Origin of the sequence: Thauera aminoaromatica (assembly GCF_000021765.1) — a bacterium.
Taxonomy (GTDB): domain Bacteria; phylum Pseudomonadota; class Gammaproteobacteria; order Burkholderiales; family Rhodocyclaceae; genus Thauera; species Thauera aminoaromatica.
The window spans coordinates 1,839,781-1,859,533 of record NC_011662.2 but is presented as its reverse complement, the minus strand read 5'-3'; the positions used below and the strand labels follow the sequence as shown (position 1 = coordinate 1,859,533).

The 19,753-nt window shown below is 68.9% G+C and carries 18 protein-coding genes and 1 tRNA gene; 9 read left to right on the top strand and 10 right to left on the bottom strand.

Features of this window, described 5'->3' with window-relative positions; all coding sequences use genetic code 11:
- Positions 1–22 precede the first annotated feature (22 nt).
- On the top strand, positions 23–1,660 hold the full coding sequence (locus TMZ1T_RS08185; RefSeq protein ID WP_012585133.1) for an electron transfer flavoprotein-ubiquinone oxidoreductase: 1,638 nt from the start codon (positions 23–25) through the stop codon (positions 1,658–1,660).
- Here the strand turns inward: TMZ1T_RS08185 and TMZ1T_RS08180 are convergent.
- Positions 1,645–2,220 carry a GrpB family protein gene (locus TMZ1T_RS08180; protein WP_004317132.1) on the bottom strand — a complete coding sequence of 192 codons (576 nt, stop codon included), beginning with the start codon at positions 2,218–2,220 and terminating at the stop codon, positions 1,645–1,647. The two genes, TMZ1T_RS08185 and TMZ1T_RS08180, sit on opposite strands and share 16 nt — an antisense overlap.
- Positions 2,221–2,313: 93 nt before the next feature.
- Here TMZ1T_RS08180 and TMZ1T_RS21310 point away from each other — a divergent pair, with 93 nt between their 5' ends.
- From TMZ1T_RS21310 to pntB, 4 genes are all read left to right on the top strand, one after another.
- Positions 2,314–2,493: a hypothetical protein gene (locus TMZ1T_RS21310; protein ID WP_157277056.1), complete on the top strand. Its 180-nt coding sequence runs from the start codon at positions 2,314–2,316 to the stop codon at positions 2,491–2,493.
- A 75-nt stretch (positions 2,494–2,568) separates the two neighbouring features.
- The gene (locus tag TMZ1T_RS08175) at positions 2,569–2,808 is read left to right on the top strand and encodes a hypothetical protein (RefSeq protein WP_004317130.1); all 240 of its coding nucleotides are present in this window, start codon (positions 2,569–2,571) and stop codon (positions 2,806–2,808) included.
- Positions 2,809–3,049: 241 nt separating this feature from the next.
- Positions 3,050–4,639, top strand: a complete 1,590-nt coding sequence (locus TMZ1T_RS08170) for a Re/Si-specific NAD(P)(+) transhydrogenase subunit alpha (protein WP_004317128.1) — start codon at positions 3,050–3,052, stop codon at positions 4,637–4,639.
- A 10-nt stretch (positions 4,640–4,649) separates the two neighbouring features.
- Positions 4,650–6,065: a Re/Si-specific NAD(P)(+) transhydrogenase subunit beta gene (gene pntB / locus TMZ1T_RS08165; protein ID WP_004317126.1), complete on the top strand. Its 1,416-nt coding sequence runs from the start codon at positions 4,650–4,652 to the stop codon at positions 6,063–6,065.
- 286 nt (positions 6,066–6,351) lie between these two features.
- On the opposite strand, the gene TMZ1T_RS08160 is transcribed toward pntB, so the two are convergent.
- The 3 genes from TMZ1T_RS08160 to TMZ1T_RS08150 form a co-directional block, all read right to left on the bottom strand.
- Positions 6,352–6,428 (bottom strand) — tRNA-Pro (locus tag TMZ1T_RS08160).
- 46 nt (positions 6,429–6,474) lie between these two features.
- Positions 6,475–7,443: an octaprenyl diphosphate synthase gene (gene ispB, locus TMZ1T_RS08155; RefSeq protein WP_004317124.1), complete on the bottom strand. Its 969-nt coding sequence runs from the start codon at positions 7,441–7,443 to the stop codon at positions 6,475–6,477.
- Between the two features lie 95 nt (positions 7,444–7,538).
- Positions 7,539–8,801, bottom strand: a complete 1,263-nt coding sequence (locus TMZ1T_RS08150; RefSeq protein WP_004317123.1) for an extracellular solute-binding protein — start codon at positions 8,799–8,801, stop codon at positions 7,539–7,541.
- A 175-nt stretch (positions 8,802–8,976) separates the two neighbouring features.
- Between TMZ1T_RS08150 and TMZ1T_RS08145 the strand changes: the two genes are divergently transcribed.
- Positions 8,977–9,339, top strand: a complete 363-nt coding sequence (locus TMZ1T_RS08145; protein WP_004317121.1) for a hypothetical protein — start codon at positions 8,977–8,979, stop codon at positions 9,337–9,339.
- Between the two features lie 21 nt (positions 9,340–9,360).
- Here the strand turns inward: TMZ1T_RS08145 and TMZ1T_RS08140 are convergent, their stop codons facing one another.
- The gene (locus TMZ1T_RS08140; RefSeq protein WP_041589633.1) at positions 9,361–10,398 is read right to left on the bottom strand and encodes an aldo/keto reductase; all 1,038 of its coding nucleotides are present in this window, start codon (positions 10,396–10,398) and stop codon (positions 9,361–9,363) included.
- 299 nt (positions 10,399–10,697) lie between these two features.
- Between TMZ1T_RS08140 and rlmM the strand changes: the two genes are divergently transcribed.
- From rlmM to TMZ1T_RS08125, 3 genes are all read left to right on the top strand, one after another.
- On the top strand, positions 10,698–11,792 hold the full coding sequence (gene rlmM / locus TMZ1T_RS08135; protein WP_004317117.1) for a 23S rRNA (cytidine(2498)-2'-O)-methyltransferase RlmM: 1,095 nt from the start codon (positions 10,698–10,700) through the stop codon (positions 11,790–11,792).
- A 138-nt stretch (positions 11,793–11,930) separates the two neighbouring features.
- Positions 11,931–13,568, top strand: coding sequence for a DEAD/DEAH box helicase (locus TMZ1T_RS08130; protein WP_012585130.1), 1,638 nt, complete (start codon positions 11,931–11,933; stop codon positions 13,566–13,568).
- Positions 13,565–15,367 carry a sensor domain-containing protein gene (locus TMZ1T_RS08125; RefSeq protein WP_012585129.1) on the top strand — a complete coding sequence of 601 codons (1,803 nt, stop codon included), beginning with the start codon at positions 13,565–13,567 and terminating at the stop codon, positions 15,365–15,367. The genes TMZ1T_RS08130 and TMZ1T_RS08125 overlap by 4 nt, the downstream gene beginning before the upstream one ends.
- Here the strand turns inward: TMZ1T_RS08125 and TMZ1T_RS08120 are convergent.
- The 5 genes from TMZ1T_RS08120 to TMZ1T_RS08100 form a co-directional block, all read right to left on the bottom strand.
- Positions 15,361–15,684: a hypothetical protein gene (locus TMZ1T_RS08120; protein WP_012585128.1), complete on the bottom strand. Its 324-nt coding sequence runs from the start codon at positions 15,682–15,684 to the stop codon at positions 15,361–15,363. The two genes, TMZ1T_RS08125 and TMZ1T_RS08120, sit on opposite strands and share 7 nt — an antisense overlap.
- Before the next feature lie 98 nt (positions 15,685–15,782).
- On the bottom strand, positions 15,783–17,162 hold the full coding sequence (locus tag TMZ1T_RS08115; protein ID WP_012585127.1) for an NAD(P)(+) transhydrogenase (Re/Si-specific) subunit beta: 1,380 nt from the start codon (positions 17,160–17,162) through the stop codon (positions 15,783–15,785).
- Positions 17,159–17,464 (bottom strand): NAD(P) transhydrogenase subunit alpha, encoded by a 306-nt coding sequence (locus tag TMZ1T_RS08110; protein ID WP_012585126.1) that lies wholly within the window; start codon positions 17,462–17,464, stop codon positions 17,159–17,161. The genes TMZ1T_RS08115 and TMZ1T_RS08110 overlap by 4 nt, the downstream gene beginning before the upstream one ends.
- Positions 17,465–17,477: 13 nt before the next feature.
- Positions 17,478–18,602: an NAD(P) transhydrogenase subunit alpha gene (locus tag TMZ1T_RS08105; RefSeq protein ID WP_012585125.1), complete on the bottom strand. Its 1,125-nt coding sequence runs from the start codon at positions 18,600–18,602 to the stop codon at positions 17,478–17,480.
- A 347-nt stretch (positions 18,603–18,949) separates the two neighbouring features.
- Positions 18,950–19,729, bottom strand: coding sequence for a PP2C family protein-serine/threonine phosphatase (locus tag TMZ1T_RS08100; protein WP_012585124.1), 780 nt, complete (start codon positions 19,727–19,729; stop codon positions 18,950–18,952).
- Positions 19,730–19,753: the final 24 nt, after the last annotated feature.

Here is a 19,753-nt window from a genome sequence, read left to right as displayed (position 1 = left end):
AAGAAGATACGAGGAGAACGGTATGGAACGCGAATCGATGGAATTCGACGTGCTGGTCGTCGGCGGCGGCCCTGCGGGCCTGGCCGCGGCGATCCGCCTGAAGCAGCTCGCCGAAGCCAAGGGCAGCGAGCTGTCGGTGTGCCTGATCGAGAAGGGCGCGGAGATCGGCGCCCACATCCTGTCGGGGGCGGTCATCGATCCGCGCTCGCTGAACGAGCTGATCCCCGACTGGAAGGACAAGGGCGCCCCGCTCACCACCGCGGTCACCGAGGACCAGGTTCTGTTCCTTTCCGAAACCGGCGTGCGCCGCGTTCCGCCCGCGCTCACCCCGGACTGCTTCGAGAACCACGGCAACTACATCGTGCGCCTGGGCAATCTCGTCAAGTGGCTGGGCGAGCAGGCCGAGGCCGCCGGCATCGAGGTCTACCCCGGCTTCGCCGCGGCCGAGATCCTCTACGACGAATCCGGCGCGGTGAAGGGCGTCGCCACCGGCGACATGGGCCTCAACCGTGACGGCACCCCCGGCCCGCACCACCAGCCGGGCATGGAACTGCACGCCAAATACACCCTGTTCGCCGAGGGCTGTCGCGGCCACCTCGGCAAGCAGCTCGAGGCGAAGTACAAGCTGCGCGAGGGCGTCGACCCGCAGACCTACGGCATCGGCATCAAGGAGCTGTGGGAGGTCAAGCCCGAGCAGCACCGCCCGGGCCTCGTCGTGCACACCGCCGGCTGGCCGATGGACAACCGCACCTATGGCGGCGGCTTCATCTACCACCTCGAGGACAACCTGGTCGCGCTCGGCTTCGTGGTCGGCCTCAACTACGAGAACCCGCACCTGTCGCCCTTCGACGAGATGCAGCGCTGGAAGACCCACGCCGAGGTACGCAAGCACATCGAAGGCGGCAAGCGCCTGGCCTACGGCGCGCGCGCCATCGCCACCGGCAACATCCAGAGCCTGCCGCGGCTGATCTTCCCGGGCGGCGGCCTGATCGGCGACGACGCCGGCTTCCTCAACGCCGCCCGCATCAAGGGCACGCACACCGCGATCAAGTCGGGCATGCTCGCCGCCGAAGCAGCCTTCGACGCGCTCGCCGCGAATCGCCAGCGCGACGCGCTCACCGCCTACCCGGCCGCCTTCCGCGACTCCTGGCTGTATGCCGAACTGCACAAATACCGCAACTTCAAGCCGCTGATGAAGAAGGGCCTGTGGATGGGCTCCTTCCTCTTCGGCATGGACCAGATGCTGTTCCGCGGCAAGGCCCCCTGGACGCTGCACAACTCGTCGGACCACGACAAGCTCAAGCCGGCTTCCGAGTGCCCGAAGATCGACTATCCGAAGCCCGACGGCGTGCTCACCTTCGACCGCCTGTCCTCGGTCTTCCTCTCGAACACCAACCACGAGGAAGAGCAGCCCTGCCACCTGCAGCTGAAGGATCCGTCGGTGGCGATCGCGGTGAACCTGGCCAAGTACGACGCTCCCGAGCAGCGCTATTGCCCCGCCGGCGTGTACGAGATCGTCCGCGAAGAATCCGGGCCGCGCCTGCAGATCAACGCGCAGAACTGTATCCACTGCAAGACCTGCGACATCAAGGACCCGACGCAAAACATCAACTGGGTCGTGCCGCAGGGTGGCGAAGGGCCGATCTACCAAGGGATGTGATCCCGCCGCACCGCCCGCATCACCTCGCGCACGAAGCACGTCTTCGCCTTCGCGTAGGCGATGCGGTCGTCGGGATATTGGGCCGCAATGCGCTGCTTGAGTGCGCCATACGCTCGCGCGACTTCGGAATGCGCGCGCAGGTAGTCGCGGAACCGCAGGCGCCCCCACTCCGACGAGCCCGCCTCGACAAAATGGATGTGATGCGTGCGCCGGCCCGCAGCATCGCGGCGGATGAACCACGCGTACTCCATGCCGGGCAGCCCGTGCCCGGGGGCGCGCCAGAAGAACTCGTAGCCCAGCGCCCGCAGCAGCGGTGCGATGCGCTCCGCTACGTCCTCCATCGAGCGTACCTCGACCAGCATGTCGATGATCGGCTTGGCCGCCAGGCCGGGCACCGCGGTGCTGCCGAAGTGCTCGATGCGCCCGATCAGCTCCGCCGGCAGGGCCGCACGCAGCCGCGCCACCTCCTCGGCGAAGAGCCCCGGCCAGGCCGGATCGTAGGGCACGATCTCGACGCGCTCCCGGAGCGCGCGTTCGATGTGGCGGGGCTTGGGGTTCATGCTCGAAATCGTGACCTCGAGGCTTCGCAGCGTGCCAACGGGGGCAGACGGCCGCGCGATCGGGACCGCCGCACGGACGACGAGGCTCCGCCCGTGCTCAAGCCCTCGATCTGCTCGGCAATGGTATCCGACCGGCGCGCCCGCCTCGGCTGCACGACTGCGCTGAATGATGCGCCGATCGACATGATGACGATCTCCTTGGATTCCGACGTTTCCGCGCTGCTCCGGCAGGTTCGCGTGGCGCGGGGGACGCCGCACATTCCACGTCCCTGACCACCGCAGCCTCGTGCGATGGATAGCCCTTGCAGCTCGATAGAACTTCAGGCGGGCAGGATAAGGTTTTTTGGTGTGGCCAAGCAGACCATCAAGAACCCGCCCTCGGCAGCGCACGATGGCGACCTGATCTGCTTCGAGCGCCACGCGGTGCCGGGCGCGGATGCACGCATGCTCACGCCGGGACGCGGCCTCGCTTCACGGTGCATCGGCGGTGGCCCGGGCATCGCCCTGGCTATCGAAAGCCAGGTCGGATCCGGCATACTCGCCAAGGGAACGAACATCGGCAATCGACGCGAATGCGATCGCCCATGAGTTCGCCCGGGCCAGGCGGGCATGTCCGAGACGAATACGCACGCCGGCACCAACGAAAACCGAACAGGGAGAACCCGATGCACCCGACCATGGCTTGCGGAGCCACGCTTCGTGAAATCCGCTTCGCACCCACCCCGGGGAGCCCGCGCGCAGCGACGGCGCAAGACTTCCCCGGGCATGCCCGCACCAGCCACACGGCCGCGCCCCGCTTCCACAATCAAACCTGCGCGGAGTCGGGATCATGACCTTGCTGATCGGAGTTCCGAAGGAAACCTTCGCCGGTGAAAAGCGCGTCGCGACCGTTCCCGAGGTCGTGGCGAAACTCATCAAGCTGGGCTTCTCCGTCGCGGTCGAGAGCGGCGCCGGCGCGGCGGCCAACTTCTCCGACGACGACTACCGCGCTGCCGGCGCGGAGGTGTCGCCCGGGTCGGCCGAGCTGCTGGGCCGTGCCGACATCGTCTTCAAGGTGCGCCCGCCCACCCTGGATGAGGTCGGCATGCTGCGCGAGGGCGCGACGCTGATCGGCTTCGTCTGGCCGGCGCAGCACCCCGAACTGATGGCGGCCTTGCAGGCGCGCAAGACCACCGTGCTCGCGATCGACTGCCTGCCGCGGCAGCTGAGCCGCGCGCAGAAGATGGACGCGCTGTCTTCCATGGCCGGCATCAGCGGCTACCGCGCGGTGGTCGAGGCGGCGAACGCCTTCGGGCGCTTCTTCAACGGCCAGATCACCGCCGCGGGCAAGATCCCGCCGGCCAAGGTCTTCATCGCCGGCGCCGGCGTCGCCGGCCTGGCGGCGATCGGCACCGCGGCCAACCTGGGCGCGGTCGTGCGCGCCAACGACACCCGCGCCGAGGTCGCCGACCAGGTGGTGTCGCTCGGCGGCGAGTTCGTCAAGGTCGATTACGACGAAGAGGGCTCGGGTGGCGGCGGTTACGCGAAGGTGATGAGCGAGGGCTTCCAGGCCGCGCAGCGCCAGATGTACGCGCGCGAGGCGAAGGACGCCGACATCGTGATCACCACCGCGCTGATCCCGGGCAAACCCGCACCCAAGCTGATCACCGCCGAGATGGTGCAGAGCATGAAGCCGGGCAGCGTGATCGTCGACCTCGCCGCCGAGCAGGGCGGCAACTGCGAGCTCACCGTGCCCGGCGAGGCGGTGGTACGCCATGGAGTCACGATCATCGGCTACACCGACCTCGTGAGCCGGCTGGCCAGGCAATCCTCGACCCTGTATTCGAACAACCTCCTCCGCCTCACCGAAGACCTGTGCAAGGCAAAGGATGGCAACATCGCCGTCAACTTCGAGGACGACGCGATCCGTGGCCTCACCGTGATCAAGCAGGGTGAGCTCACCTGGCCCGCACCACCTCCCAAGCTGCCGGCCGCATCGGCCAAACCCAAGGCTTCGAGCGCACCGATCACCGCACCCAAGGGCCATGGCCACGGGGCCGGCGCGCCGATGCCGGTCAAGTCGCTGGCGATCGTGTTCGGTGTCGGCGCCCTGCTGTTCCTGCTCGTCGGTCTGTACGCCCCGGCCAGCTTCCTCACGCACTTCACCGTGTTCGTGCTGGCCTGCTTCGTGGGCTACATGGTGGTCTGGAACGTCACACCCTCGCTGCACACGCCGCTGATGAGCGTCACCAACGCCATCTCGTCGATCATCGCGATCGGCGCGCTCGTGCAGATCGCCCCACCGCTGGCCGAAGGCGCCAGCGATCGACCGGGGGGGCTGATCGGCGTGCTCGCCTTCGTCGCCATCACCCTCACGGCCGTCAACATGTTCGGCGGCTTCGCGGTGACGCGTCGCATGCTGGCGATGTTCCGCAAATAAGGAGAAGACAATGACCTCAAGTCTGGCCACTGTCTCGTACATCGGCGCCACCATCCTCTTCATCCTCAGCCTGGGCGGACTCGCCCATCCCGAGACCGCGCGCCGCGGCAACCTGTTCGGCATCGCGGGCATGAGCATCGCGGTGCTGGCCACCGTGTTCGGCCCGCAAGTCGGCATGGGCGGCATTCCATGGATCGTCATCGCCCTCGTCATCGGCGCCGCCGTCGGCCTCTACGCCGCGAAGAAGGTGCAGATGACGCAGATGCCCGAGCTCGTCGCCCTCATGCACAGCCTGGTGGGTCTGGCGGCCTGCCTGGTGGGCTTCGCGAGCTACGTGGACACCTCCCTGGTGTTCCCCACCGCAGCCGAGAAGACCATCCACGAGGTGGAGATCTACGTCGGCATCCTGATCGGCGCAGTCACCTTCTCCGGCTCGCTGGTCGCCTTCGCCAAGCTCTCCGGCAAGATCGGCGGCAAGCCGCTGCTGCTGCCCGCGCGCCACTGGCTCAACCTCGCCGGGCTGATCCTGGTGATCCTGCTCGGGCGCTGGTTCCTCAACACACACTCGATCTGGGCCGGCATGGCCTTGCTGCTGGTGATGACGTTGATCGCGCTGGCCTTCGGCGTGCACATGGTGATGGCGATCGGTGGCGCCGACATGCCGGTCGTGGTCTCGATGCTCAACAGCTATTCGGGTTGGGCGGCGGCGGCGACGGGCTTCATGCTGGGCAACGATCTGCTGATCGTCGTCGGCGCGCTGGTGGGCTCCTCGGGGGCGATCCTGTCCTACATCATGTGCCGCGCGATGAACCGCAACTTCGTCAGCGTCATCGCGGGCGGCTTCGGCTCCGGCAGCGGCGCGCCCGCGGCGACGGCCGACGGATCGGAGCCGGCCGGCGAGGTCACGTCGATCAGCGCGGTGGATACCGCCGACCTGCTGCGCGACGCGAAGAACATCGTCATCGTGCCGGGCTACGGCATGGCGGTCGCACAGGCACAGCACGTCGTCTGCGAGATCGTCAACGTGCTGCGCGGACAGGGCGTCGCCGTGCGCTTCGCCATCCACCCGGTGGCAGGCCGCATGCCCGGCCACATGAACGTCCTGCTGGCCGAGGCCAAGGTTCCCTACGACATCGTGCTCGAGATGGACGAGATCAACGCGGACTTCCCCGAAACGGATGTGGCGATCGTGATCGGTGCCAACGACATCGTGAACCCGGCCGCGCAGGAAGACCCGGGCAGCCCGATCGCCGGCATGCCGGTGCTCGAGGTGTGGAAGGCACGGACCTCGATCGTCATGAAGCGCAGCATGGCTTCCGGCTACGCCGGGGTCGACAACCCGCTGTTCTACAAGGAAAACAACCGCATGCTGTTCGGCGACGCCCGCAAGATGCTCGACGAGGTGTTGGGCGCGCTGAGCGCTTGAAGCAGCACGGGCGGATCCGCGTGCCGGGGTTTCGCGTGGCGGCGGCACCGCGGTGAAGCCCGCCCGACCTGAGCCGCGGTGGCTGCAATCGGGACGTGGATCCTGCCCGGACAATCGTACGGCCAACCTGGAGAGTCAGATCCGGGCGCGCTGCAGTGCAGATTTCGTGTCGCGCTAAAGCGGATCAGCGCGACACCGGGACGCAGCATCAAGGGGGCAATCAAACGCAAACCCTTGATTCGATAACAAAAAAGCCACTCATTGAGTGGCTTTTTTGCGGGATTTATGGTCGGGGAAAGAGGATTCGAACCTCCGGCCCCTGCGTCCCGAACGCAGTGCTCTACCAGGCTGAGCTATTCCCCGACACTTTTTTGCTGCTTTTTGCTGCCCTGCGAAGCCAGAAACTATATCAGTGTTTTCGCCGAACTGCAAAGTCCGATAATTGTAGCAGCGCTTCCTTGAAAATGGAAGGGGGAAGCACCGAAATCGCGTCGATTGCGAGCTTCGCCTCCGCTTCCGCGTAGCGGCGCGTCTCTTCGAGCGCGCCGGTCGACTGGATCGCCGCGAGCACGGCCGCGAAATCGCCGCGGCCGCCGCCTTCGATCGCGTGACGCACCAGCGCGCCCTGCTCCGCCGTGCCATGCTGCATCACGTGGATCAGCGGCAGCGTCGGCTTGCCTTCGGCGAGGTCGTCCCCAAGGTGCTTGCCGGTGTCGGCCTCGTCGGCGGAGTAGTCGAGCACGTCGTCGATGAGTTGGAAGGCGGTGCCAAGGTGCATGCCAAAGGCGGCCAGGCGCTGCTCGAGCGCGTCGTCCGCACCGGCCACGATGCCGCCCAGGCGCGCCGCGGCCTCGAAGAGCTTGGCGGTCTTGTAGCGGATCACGCGCAGGTAGTCTTCGATGACGACGTCGGCGTTGTGGCAGTTGAGCAGCTGCAGCACCTCGCCCTCGGCGATGATGTTGGTGGCGTCGGCGAGCACGCGCATCACGCGCATCTCGTCGACCCCGACCATCATCTGGAAGGCACGCGAATAGAGGAAGTCGCCCACCAGCACGGCAGAGGCGTTGCCGAAGGCGGCGTTGGCGGTACGCTTGCCGCGGCGCAGGTCGGACTCGTCGACGACGTCGTCGTGCAGCAGGCTGGCGGTGTGGATGAACTCGACGACCGCGGCGAGCTCGTGGTGATGCACGCCGCGATAGTCGAGCGCGCCCGCCGCGTAGAGCACCAGCGCGGGGCGCAGCCGCTTGCCGCCGCTGCCGACGATGTATTCCGCGATGCGGCGGATCAGGGCCACGTCCGAGTGCAGTCGGTTGCGGATGACCGTATCCACCGCTTGCATGTCGGCGGCGATCGGCGCGAAGAGCTGCTGGACGGACAAGGCGTTCTGGCTCGCGGAAAATCGTAGATGTTAGGCGGCGCCCGCGCGCGGCGTCAAGCCGCAACCCCGGGCGCCGCAGGTGAGCGGTAGCGAGCTCAGTTGCCGTTGCGGGCGCGCGTCACCGCGTTGTCGAGCGCTTCCTTCGCGGCCTTCTCGTCGGCCCATACGCCGGCGAGTTCCTCATCGAGGATGCGGCGCACCTTCTGGCGCTCGACCACGGGCTGCGCCGACGACTGCGGCGTGGCGGGCTTGCCGCCGAGCTGGTCGACCGCGACCTGGATGTTCTCGAGGTCGTTGCCGAGCAGCTCGCTGCGCGAGGCCAGCAGGCCGGCGCGGTTGAGCGGCAGGTAGCCGGTCTCGCGCTGCCACGCGACCTGGTTGTCGGGCTGCAGCCAGAAACTCACGAAGCGCGCCACGGCCTTGTATTCGGCCGGTTTCTTGCCTGCCGAGGCCCACAGTGCGGGACCGTCGGCGATGGTGTTCTGCGGCGCACCGGGGAAGTCGTCGTAGTAGGGCAGCTTGGATACCGCCACATCGACCTTGCCGGCACGGCGGAAGTCGGTCCAGCTCGCCGAGGGCGCGGCGATCACCGCGCACTCGCCGCGCGCGAAGCGCTGCTCGGCCTCGGCCTGCTGGTCGAACACGTGCAGGTAGCGCGCACGCGTCCAGCTCGCCATCATCGCCACATGCTTGACCTGAAACATGCCGTTGAAGCTCGGTACGGTGGTCTTGCCGCTCTGCGCGGCCACCGGCTCGTTATGCCAGGCCGAGAGGTTCTCCACCATCACGCGGCCGGGCTCGGCCACGGTATAGGGGCAGGTGTGACCGGTATCGGCGAGGCGCCCGAGGGTTTCCTGCAGATCGAACCAGGTGTTGATCCGGGTGGTCTCCGGGTTGAGGCCGGCCTGGCGCAGCGCGTCGCGGTTGAGGAACAGCACCGGGGTCGACAGGCCGACCGGCAGCGCCAGCAGCTGTCCCTTGGCATCGACCGGGGTGCGCGTCATCATCGCGGGCGGACGCAGGGTCTGCAGCGGCACGCCACTTTCCTTCATGAGCTGGAAGAGCGGCTTGAAGCGCGGCTTGCCGGCGACGAACTCCTCCTCGTCGTCGCCCTCGAGGATCATCAGGTGGGGCGCGCCCGAGCGCCAGTCCGCCGCGGACATCACGACCTGCACGTCCTTGGACTGCGCGTTGAAGCGCTCGACCAAGTCCTTCAGCGCCCCCGCCTTGGCATCGGGCAGGCGATGGAAGAGCTGGACCTGCTGCTGGGCGCTGGCCTGGACCACCGAGCCGGGCGCGAAGAAGAGACCGCCGGCAGCGACCGCTGCGGCCAAGGCCTTGAAACGCATCTTGTTCATCGATTCGACACACAGAAAGGAGCCGGGCAGGACGGCCCGGAAGCGGGCGCGATTATAGATCCGCGCGCACTCGAATAGTGGGCCTCGAGGGCGAGCGTGCCGCGCGCGCGACACTCCTCTCAAGATGGGGTGGCCGCGGCCGATAACCCCACCAGAAGAATGCCCCCGGATCGCCATGCCCCGCCCGACCCCATCCCCGACGCTGCGCCGACTCGTCCTCCTCGCCCTGCTGCCCTTCGCAGCCGGCTGTGACCAACTCGCCGAGGTGCTCGAGCTGCCCAATCCATCGAAGGTCGAGGCCGAGGGCCGTGCGGTCGGGAGCGCCTGCCGCCACTCCGGGCGCTCGCTGGAGGACTGCTACGCGCTCAATCCGGCGGCCTCGAAGGCGGCGGTGTTCGCCGGCTGGCGTGACATGAACGACTACATGATGGAACACAAGCTCGAGATCGTGCCCTCGCAGCTCGTCCAGGGCGCGCCAAAGGCAGCGCCTCCCCGCTCCACGGCGCAGGCGGCGCCGGCACAGCCCGCAGCGCACTGACCGCCGTACCCGCACCGACGCTCAGGGCGCCGGGTTGCCGTGCAGCTGATGAACCCGCTCGATCTCGGCGAGCGCATCCTCGTCGAGACGCCGATGCCAGGCGTCGAGGTTCTCGGCGAGTTGCGCCACCGTGGTCGCGCCCACGATGGTGCTGCCCACGAACCAGCGCGAATACACGAAGGCGAGCGCCAGCGCGGTGAGGCTCATCCCGCGCCGCCGCGCGATCTCCGCGTAGCGCTCCACCGCCGCACGCACACCGGGCTTGGCGTAGCGCACACCGAAATTCTCGAACTCGGTGAGGCGCCCGCGCGCAGCCGGGTCGGCGAGATACTTGCCCGACAGGTGGCCGAAGGCGAGCGGCGAATACGCCAGCAGCGCCACGTCCTCGCGCAGCGTGATCTCGCTCATGCCGTACTCGTACACCCTGTTGAGCAGGTTGTAGGCGTTCTGCACCGACACCACGCGTGGCAGGCCGCTCTCCTGCGCCATGCGCACGAACTCCATCAGCCCCCAGGGCTGCTCGTTCGACAGGCCGACGTGGCGGATCTTGCCCTCGTCCACCAGTTCGGCGAGCGCCTCGAGCTGGGCGCGGATCGGCGTGGATTCGCGCTCGCGCGCCGGATCGAAGGGCAGCTGGCCGAACAGCGGCTGGTTGCGCGCCGGCCAGTGCAGCTGATACAGGTCGATGTAGTCGGTGCGCAGCCGGCGCAGGCTGCCCTCGACCGCGGTGCGGATGTTGGCGCGGTCGAGCGCGAGCGGACCGCCGCGGATCCACTCCAGGCTGCGCGCCGGCCCCGCCACCTTGGTCGCGATCACCAGCTTCTCGCGCACCTGGGGCGCCAGCCAGTTGCCGACGATGCGTTCGGTCTCGCCGCTGGTCTCGGCACGCGCCGGGACCGGATACATCTCGGCGGTGTCGATGAAGTCGATCCCGCGCTCCACGGCGAGGTCGAGCTGGCTGTGCGCCTCGGCCTCGCTGTTCTGCTGGCCAAAGGTCATGGTGCCCAGGCACACCGCCGACACCTGCGGCCCCGCTCCGCCCAGCCGGCGGTATTCCATTTCACGTACTGCCATCCCGTATCCCCTTTTCCGACAACCGAATCGTGACCCGCCGCGCTCCCGCGGGCTGCTCCGGAGGCGCGAGGGTGTGCCTTGGGAGCGACGCGAATCGCAACTGCGGCGCGCGGAACCCGCGCAGGCGCGGCGGCCGGCCCGATCTCAACCTGCGTCGTAGCGCCGGCATGCTCGCCAGCGCGGCGCTCGCGGCTTATCATCCGCTGCCTTGCGCCGATTCCGGTTGCCGCCCCTGCGGCCCGGCACGGACCCATCATACTGCAGCCCCTGCGCGCACCGACCCCATGAACCAGCACACCCCCGCCGCCGCGCTCGCCTGCGCCGGCCTCCTCGGCTATTGCCGCGCCGGCTTCGAGAAGGAACTCGCCGCCGAACTCGACGACATCGCCGCCGAAGCCGGCCTGATCGGCTACGTGCGCGCCGAGCCCGACTCGGGCTACGTGATCTACGAGACCTTCGAGCCCACCCCGCTCGGCAGCTTCGGCGAATCCACCGACTGGCGCCGCCCGGTGTTCGCGCGCCAGCTCCTGCCGTGGTTCGCGCGCGTCGACGATCTGCCCGAGCGCGACCGCGCCACACCGATCGTCGAGGCGGTGAAGGCCAGCGGCCAGCGCTTCTCCGGGGTGATGCTGGAGACTCCGGACACCGACGAGGCCAAGCAGCGCTCGGGCTTCTGCAAGCGCTTCACCGAGCCGCTCGCCAAGGCGCTCGAGAAGGCCGGCTGCCTGCGCAGCAGCCGCGCCGGCCTGCCGGTCCTGCACGTGCTCTTCACCAGCGCCACCACCGCCTGGCTCGCCGCCGGCCAGCCCGGGCAGTGCTCGACCTGGCCGATGGGCATCCCGCGCGTGCGCATGCCCTCGAACGCGCCCAGCCGCTCCACCGCCAAGCTGTCCGAAGCCTTCATGATGCTGCTCGAGGAAGGCGAGCGCGACAGCATCCTGCGCGCCGGCCAGCGCGCGGTCGATCTCGGCGCCGCGCCGGGCGGGTGGACCTGGCAGCTCGTCAATCGCGGCCTGCGCGTCACCGCGATCGACAACGGCCCGCTGCGCGACAGCGTGATGGCGACCGAGATGGTCGAGCACCTCAAGGCCGACGGCTTCACCTGGCGCCCGCACCGGCCGGTGGACTGGATGGTGTGCGACATGGTCGAGCAGCCCTCGCGGATCGCCTCGCTGATGGCCGAATGGGTCGCCACCGGGCGCTGCCGCTACACGATCTTCAACCTCAAGCTGCCGATGAAGCGCCGCGTCGAGGCGGTCGAGCAGTGCCGCGAGCTGATCCGCAAGCGGCTCGCCAGCGTCGGCCCCTACGACCTGCGCATCAAGCACCTCTACCACGACCGCGAGGAGGTCACCGCCTTCCTCACGCTCAAGCGCTGAGCGGACCAGGCGCGGCGGACCGCCGCCGCGCGGTCGGCGGCGAAGCCCCTGTCCGGTAACGCTTTTTGTGCCGTGTATAATCCGGGTTTTCCGTCATCCGGCGGTCGACTGTCGACCGTCTCCAACCCGAAGGCACCCATGAGCTTTGCCGATCTCGGCCTCATTCCCGAACTGCTGCAGGCCGTCACCGACGCCGGCTACACCGAGCCCACGCCGATCCAGCGCCAGGCCATCCCCATCGTCATCGCCGGCAAGGACGTCATGGGCGGCGCCCAGACGGGCACCGGCAAGACCGCCGGCTTCACCCTGCCGCTGCTGCACCGCATCGCCCGCCACGCCAACACCAGCACCTCGCCCGCCCGTCACCAGACGCGCGCGCTGATCCTCGCGCCGACGCGCGAGCTCGCGATGCAGGTGTTCGAGTCGGTCAAGACCTACAGCAAGCACCTGCCGCTGCGCTCGGTGTGCGTCTATGGCGGCGTCGACATCCGCCCGCAGCAGGCCGAGCTGCGCCGCGGCATCGAGATCGTCATCGCCACGCCGGGCCGGCTGCTCGACCACCTCGAGCAGAAGTCGATCAACCTGTCGCAGGTCGAGGTGCTGGTGCTGGACGAAGCCGACCGCATGCTCGACATGGGCTTCATCCCCGACATCAAGCGCATCCTCGCCCTGCTGCCCAAGCAGCGCCAGAGCCTGCTGTTCTCGGCCACCTTCTCGGACGAGATCAAGCGCCTCGCCGACCAGATGCTGAAGGAACCGCAGCTGATCGAGGTCGCGCGCCGCAACATGGTCTCCGAGACCATCACCCACGTGGTGCACCCGGTGTCCTCGGGCATGAAGCGCAACCTGCTCGCCCACCTGCTGCGCCACAAGCCCGACACCCAGGCCCTGGTCTTCGTCGACACCAAGCTCATGTGCGGCCGCCTGGCGCACTACCTCGAGCGCAGCGGCATCTCGGCCGACGCCATCCACGGCGACAAGGGCCAGCAGCAGCGCACCGACACGCTCGAGGCCTTCAAGTCGGGCAAGCTGCGCGTGCTGGTCGCCACCGACGTGGCCGCGCGCGGCCTCGACATCGACGAGCTGCCCTTCGTGATCAACTTCGAGCTGCCGCACACCGCCGAGGACTACGTGCACCGCATCGGTCGCACCGGCCGCGCCGGCCACCACGGCTATGCGATCTCGCTGGTCAGCTCGGAAGAAAAGCACTGGCTGTCCGAGATCGAAAAGCTGATCAAGCTGCAGATTCCGCAGGAGAGGGTACCCGGCTTCGACCCCGATCCCGACTTCCACGAGGCCGGCAGCCGCGGCCATCGTGGCCGCAGGCCGGCGGCCGCGGCCGCCGACACCGAGGCGCAGGCTCCGGCGGCGCGCTCCGGCGGCCGCGAACGTGGCGTCGAGCGCAGCGCCGAGGCTCGTCGCGAGCCAGCGCGCGAGCGCGAAGGCCTGCGCGCCGGCCCCCGCCGCGGCCGCAGCAGCGTCGCCGCCGACGGCTTCGACTTCTCCAAGCCCTACGAGCCGCTCAATCCCCCCCGTCGCGGTCGCCGAGCAGACTCAGCCCACCGTGGCCGCTGCCGGCAAGCCCGACCCGCTACGTCGCCACCAGCGTCCGATCGCGGTGCTGCTCGGCGGCCTCGGGCGCAAATAAGGGGCACCCCGGCCCCTTATTCGCCACACGGCGGCGCACAGGCATCGGCTATGCTGTGGTCTCACTCGCAGGCTCCCCCGCCCGGGGGCGCCCGCATCGAACTCCCCTGCGATCCTCTGCTGTCGTGAACCCTTCCGGACACCTGCCGGGCCTGCCGCCCTCCCCCGGCCCCTCCTCTGCCGAGCCCTTCGTCGCGGACCTTTCGGAGGGCGCCGAGACCGGCGTATACCTCGCCCTGCTCGAGCTGCTCGACGAGGGCCTGCTGATCACCGGCGACGAGGTCGTGCTCGACGCCAACAGCGCCGCCTGCCGCCTGCTCGGCCGCGACTACCGCGACGTGGCAGGGCGTCCGCTCGCCGACCTCTTCGCCGACGGCCAGGCCTTCCTGGCCGCGCGCGCGCGCCTGCTGATCGAGGGCGAACGCCGCGGCCGCCTCGACTTCGCTCTCCCGGATGGCGGCGTGCGCGCGCTCGAGTTCAACTGCGCGCCGCGGCTGCGCCCCGGCATCCACGCCATCATCCTGAGCGCGCCCGCAGTCGTGGCGGAGTACGAAACGGGCACCCCCGTCCTCGCAGCGCCACGCCCGACAGCAGGCGGTGCGCGCGCGTTCGACGACGCGCCGTCGATGTCGATGTACCTGACGAGCCACGACCCGCTCACCGGCCTGGCCAACCGCCGCATGCTCGAGGCGCGCTTCGGTGACTGCGCGGTGCGCGCGGCGGGCCGCCACGGCAGCATCGCGATCGTGCGCCTCGACCTCGACGGCTTCGCCGCGGTCAATCGCAGCCTGGGCGAGAGCGCCGGCGACGAGGTCCTCCGGTGCATCGCCCGCCGCCTCGCCGCTACCGCCGGTTCCGCTGCCCTGGTGGCGCGCGAGCGCAGCGACAGCTTCATCGTGCTGCTGCCCGAGCCGGCGCATCCCGGCAACGCCGACCAGTTCGCCGAAACCCTGCTGCGCGCAGTGGCCGAGCCCCTCGAGCTCGGCGGCGGGCTGCAGCGCATCACCGCCAGCGCCGGCCTCGCCCTCTATCCGCAGGACGGGCGCAACCTCGACACCCTGCTGCGCAACGCCAAGAGCGCGCTCGAACAGGCACGCCGGCTCGGCGGCAACCACTGCAGCGTCTTCCACACCCGGCTCGACGGCCCCGGCTTCGACAGCAGCCATCTCGAACGCGGCCTGCGCCACGCCTTGCAAGCCGACGAGCTGTGCCTGCACTTCCAGCCGCTGGTCGATGCGCGCTCCGGTCGCACCCGTGCGGGCGAGGCCTTGCTGCGCTGGCGCCACCCCGAGCTCGGCCTGCTGCCCTACCGCCAGTTCATGGGTGCGGTCGGCGACCCCCGCCTGCTCGCCGACGTCGGCGACTGGGTGCTGGCCACTGCCTGCGACCACGCCACCGACTGGCCGCCGACGCACGATGGCGAATGCCTGCGCCTGACGGTGAATGTCTCGGTCGAGCAGCTCATGCGCGGCGACTTCGCGGCGCGCGTCGCGACCGCCCTGCGCACCTCCGGGCTGAAGGCGGAGCGGCTCGAGCTCGACCTCGACGAAAAGGTGCTGGCACTCGACAGCCCGACGCTCGCCGCCACACTGGAGCGCATCGCCGCCACCGGCGTGCGCCTGTCGATCGACGACTTCGGCCGCGGCCTGTCGTCCATCCCGCGCCTGCGCCGCTACCCGCTCGCCGCGCTCAAGCTCGACCCCGAGCTGGTACGCGGGGTCGGTCGCAGCGAGGACAGCGAGGCCATCGTCGAGGCGGTCGGCGCGCTCGCCGGCACGCTCGGGCTGGAAATCTACGCGCGTGGGGTCGAGCACCGCGGCCAGCAGGCCTTCCTGTGCGCGCTCGACTGCCACCTGCAGCAAGGGCCGCTGTTCGGGCGGCCGCTGGCGGCGCGGGAGTTCGCGGACCGCCTGCTCCGCGCTCAGTAATCCCGCAGGCTGGCGCAGGTCTCCGCGCGCCCGGTAATACGACCGAAGCGCTGCAGGCGCTCGCGCACGAAGTCGTCGGACACGCGCCGGTCGGCACAGTATTCGCGCAGCTGCATCGCCAGCGTGGTGTATTGCAGGCGGCGCACGCTGTCGGCGAGCGCCGGGAAACGATAGCCGTCGGTGCGCCGCCACTCGGGCGTCGGCGGATTCGCCGCAGCCGCAGCTGCAGGCGCAGCGGGAGCCTTCTGCGCAAGGGCCGGAGCGCTGGAAAGGCCGAGCGGGACGACAAGGAGGAAAGCGAAAAGGCAAACGCGCATCGGGCCGCAGGTACAGGAAGGTTCCCTGCCCTTACGGCCCGATGCGCCTCCGGCTTGAGCGGAACCCGCCGGCGCTGCAGCCGGCGGGCGGTTCGGCGTCATGCCTCCATCGACTTCACGTGCTGGATGACCTCGGCGATGGCTTCCTGCGCGCTGCCGTAGAGCATGCGGCAGTTGTCCTTGTAGAACAGCGCGTTCTCGATGCCCGAGTAACCGGCGCCCTTGCCACGCTTGACCACGATGACGTTCTGCGCCATGTCGGCGTTGAGGATGGGCATGCCGTAGATCGGGCTCGACTTGTCGGTGCGCGCGACCGGGTTCACCACGTCGTTGGCACCGATCACCAGGGCCACGTCGGCCTGGGCGAAGTCGTTGTTGATCTCGTCGAGATCGAAGATCTTGTCGTAGGGCACGCCGGCCTCGGCGAGCAGCACGTTCATGTGGCCGGGCATGCGGCCCGCGACCGGATGGATCGCGAACACCACCTCGACGCCGCCCTCCTCCAGCAGCTGCGCCATCTCCCACACCTTGTGCTGGGCGCCGGCCACCGCCATGCCGTAGCCCGGCACGATGATGACCTTCTGGCCGTAGCGCATCAGCGCCGCCGCATCCATCGACGACAGCTCGCGCATCGTGCCCTCGACGGCCTCGCCGCCTTCGGCCGCGGCACCGGTGATCGGAGCGAAGATGATGTTCCTGATCGGGCGGTTCATCGCCTTGGCCATGAGCTGGGTGAGCAGCATGCCCGAGGCGCCGACCACGATGCCGGCCACGATCAGCGCCGGGTTGCCGATCACGAAGCCCTTGAAGCCGACCGCGAGGCCGGTGAAGGCGTTCAGCAGCGAGATCACCACCGGCATGTCGGCACCGCCGATCGGCATCACCAGGATCACGCCGAGCGCGAGCGCGAGCACGAAGAACAGGAAGATCTCGAAGCCGCCCGGGTGCGCCGAGTAGGCCACGGTGAGGCCGATGCCGATGGTGATGACCGAGAGCAGGAAGTTGATGTTGTTCTGCCCCGGCAGGCGGATCGCCTTGGTCATCAGCCCCTGCAGCTTGGCGAAGGCCACGCACGAACCCGAGAACGCCACCGCGCCGATCACCGCGCCGAGCGCGAGCAGCGTGGACGTGACCGCGTCGTGCGGCACCCCGCGCACCAGCTCGATCGCCGCGATGCCGGCCGCGGCGCCGCCGCCCATGCCGTTGTAGATCGCAACCATCTGCGGCATGTCGGTCATCTTGACCACCTTGCCGCTGTACCAGGCGACGCCGCCGCCGAGCACGATCGCCACCACCATCAGGCCGATGTTGTGCAGGTCGGGGATGAAGAAGGTGGCCAGGGTCGCGGCGATCATCGCGTAGCCGGCCCACACCACGCCCTTGCGCGCGGTGACCGGCGAGGCCATCGCCTTGAGGCCGAAGATGAACACGATGGCGGCGATGAAGTACGCCATGTTGACGAACCAGTTCGAGGTCATTGCTCACCTCCCTGCTTGCGGCCGCCGGCCTTGAACATGCCCAGCATGCGCTCGGTGACGATGTAGCCGCCGGCCGCGTTGGCCGCGCCGAGGAACACCGCGAAGAAGCCGATCAGCAGCTGCAGCGGGCTTTCCGGGTCGGCATGGCCGAGCGCCACCATGGATCCGATCAGCACGACGCCATGCACGAAATTGGAGCCCGACATCAGCGGGGTGTGCAGGATCACCGGCACGCGCGAGATCACCTCGTAACCGGTGAACGCGGCCAGCGCGAAGATGTACAACGCGGTAAAGCCATCCATTGCGAATTCCTCCTTACAGCCCGAGCGCCTGCTTGACGCCCGCGTGGCGAAGCTCGCCCGCATGCGCCAGGCAGCTGCCGGCCATGACCTCGTCCTCCCAGTCGAGCGCGAGCGCGCCGTCCTTGATGAAGGGCGAGATGAAGTTGAACAGGTTCTTGGCGACCATCTCCGAGGCATGCACCGGCATGCGGCTGGGGATGTTGGTGGGGCCGATCACGAGCACGTCGTTGATCCACACCTTCTCGCCGGCCACCGTGCCCTCGACGTTGCCGCCGGTCTCGGCTGCCATGTCGACCACGACCGCGCCGGGCTTCATGCGCGCGATCATGTCGGCGGTGATGATGCGCGGCGCCTTGCGGCCCGGGATCGCCGCGGTGGTGATGAGCGCGTCGCACTGCGCCACCGCCTTGGCGAGGCGCTCGGCCTGCTTGGCCTTCTCCTCTTCGGTGAGCTCGCGCGCATAGCCGCCGGCCCCCGCCGCCGACACGCCGGTGTCGACGAACTTGGCACCGAGCGACTCGATCTGCTCGCGGGTCTCCGGACGCACGTCGTAGGCCTCGACCATGGCGCCGATGCGGCGCGCGGTGGCGATCGCCTGCAGGCCGGCGACGCCGGCACCGATGACCAGCACCTTCGCCGGGCGGATCGAGCCGGCGGCATAGGTGAGCATCGGGAAGAACTTGGGCGAGTGGTCGGCGGCGATCAGCGCACATTCGTAGCCGGCGACCGCGCCCTGGCTGGACAGGATGTCCATGCTCTGCGCGCGCGAGATGCGCGGCAGCAGCTCGAGCGCGAAGGCGGTGACCTGGCCATCGACCAGCTGCTGCACGCGCTCGGTGCTGTACCAGGGTTGCAGCATGCCGCACAGCACGCTGCCGGGCTTCATCGCGGCGAGGGTCTCGGCGGCGGGCGGCTGCACGCACAGCACCACATCGGCGGCGGCGACGACATCGGCCGCGCTATCGACCCAGGTGACGTCGGCAAAATCAGTGTCGCGGAAGTGCGCGCCCTTGGCGGCGTCCTTCTGCATCACTACGCTGGCGCCAAGACCCTGGTATTTCTTCACCACATCCGGGACGACGGACAGACGCCGCTCGCCGGGATGGGTTTCCTTGAGCACTCCGATGACCAGAGGCATGGATGTACTCCTCCATATTGAGAGGTTAGAGGGGTTCATGGAATGACGCGTCGGTCGCCTGCCTCTTGATTGTTGTCTCTCCCTGCCCCGACTTGCGGGCTCGCGAGACCGACACCCGTCGATATTAACTTCAATCAAGGCGGACGCACCATCTTCGTGCAGCGCAAGGCCGAAGCGCACGACGGACCTGACAGAGCGGCTTCGGAGCCGCGACGATTTTCGTGGGAGCGGCGCACGTCGCGATGGCGGCGCCTGGAATCCGCAGCGTGCCCGGCTCTGGAGCCCTGCCGCGACCTGCGCCCCACCTGCGGCCGCCGCGGACTCGCGGCGCCCCTGCGCGCGCAGGTTCAGCGCGATGCGGCGGGTCGGGCGGGCGTGGCGGGAGCCTCGATCAACTTGACGATCGCCAGCGAGATGTTGTCGCCGCTGCCGCCGGCACGCTCGCGGCCGAGCGCGACCAGGCGCTCGGCGGCCGCGCGGGCGGGAAATTCCTGCAGCGTCGAGGCGAGTTCGAAGTCGGTGAAATGCGCCCACAGGCCATCCGAGCACAGCAGGAAGCAGTCGCCGGCGAGCGGGGACTCGTCGCGGCCGTAGTCGATGCGCGGCTCGCGGTCGCTGCCCAGGCAGGACAGCAGCACGTTGCGCTGCGGGTGGCGCAGCGCCGCGCGATCGTCCAGGCGCCCCTTGCGCACCAGCTCGGCGACGAGCGAATGGTCGCTGCTCACCGACATCGTGCGCGTGCCGCGGAAGTGGTACATGCGCGAATCGCCGCAGTGCGCCCAGTAGGCCTTGCCCTGCTGCATCATGAACACCACCGCGGTGCTGTGCGGGTCCTGCTCGCTGGTGAAGCGGGTCAGCTTGATGACGACATGGGCCTCGTCGATGATGCTGCCGAGCAGGTGCTCGGGCGTCTCGTGCAGCGGCGCATAGGCCTCGAAGTTCTGCCGCGCGCGCATCAGCACCTGCTCGGCCGCCATGGCACCGCCGCTATGGCCGCCCATACCGTCGGCGAGCACCGCCATCATCATGCCCGGCCGCTTGGGGTGGCCGAACAGCGCGACGCGGTCCTGCTGCTCCTTGCGGTCGCCCAGGTGCATGGCGACACAGGTTTCGGCGGTGAAAGGCATGAGGGATGAGCGGGCCGGAATCGG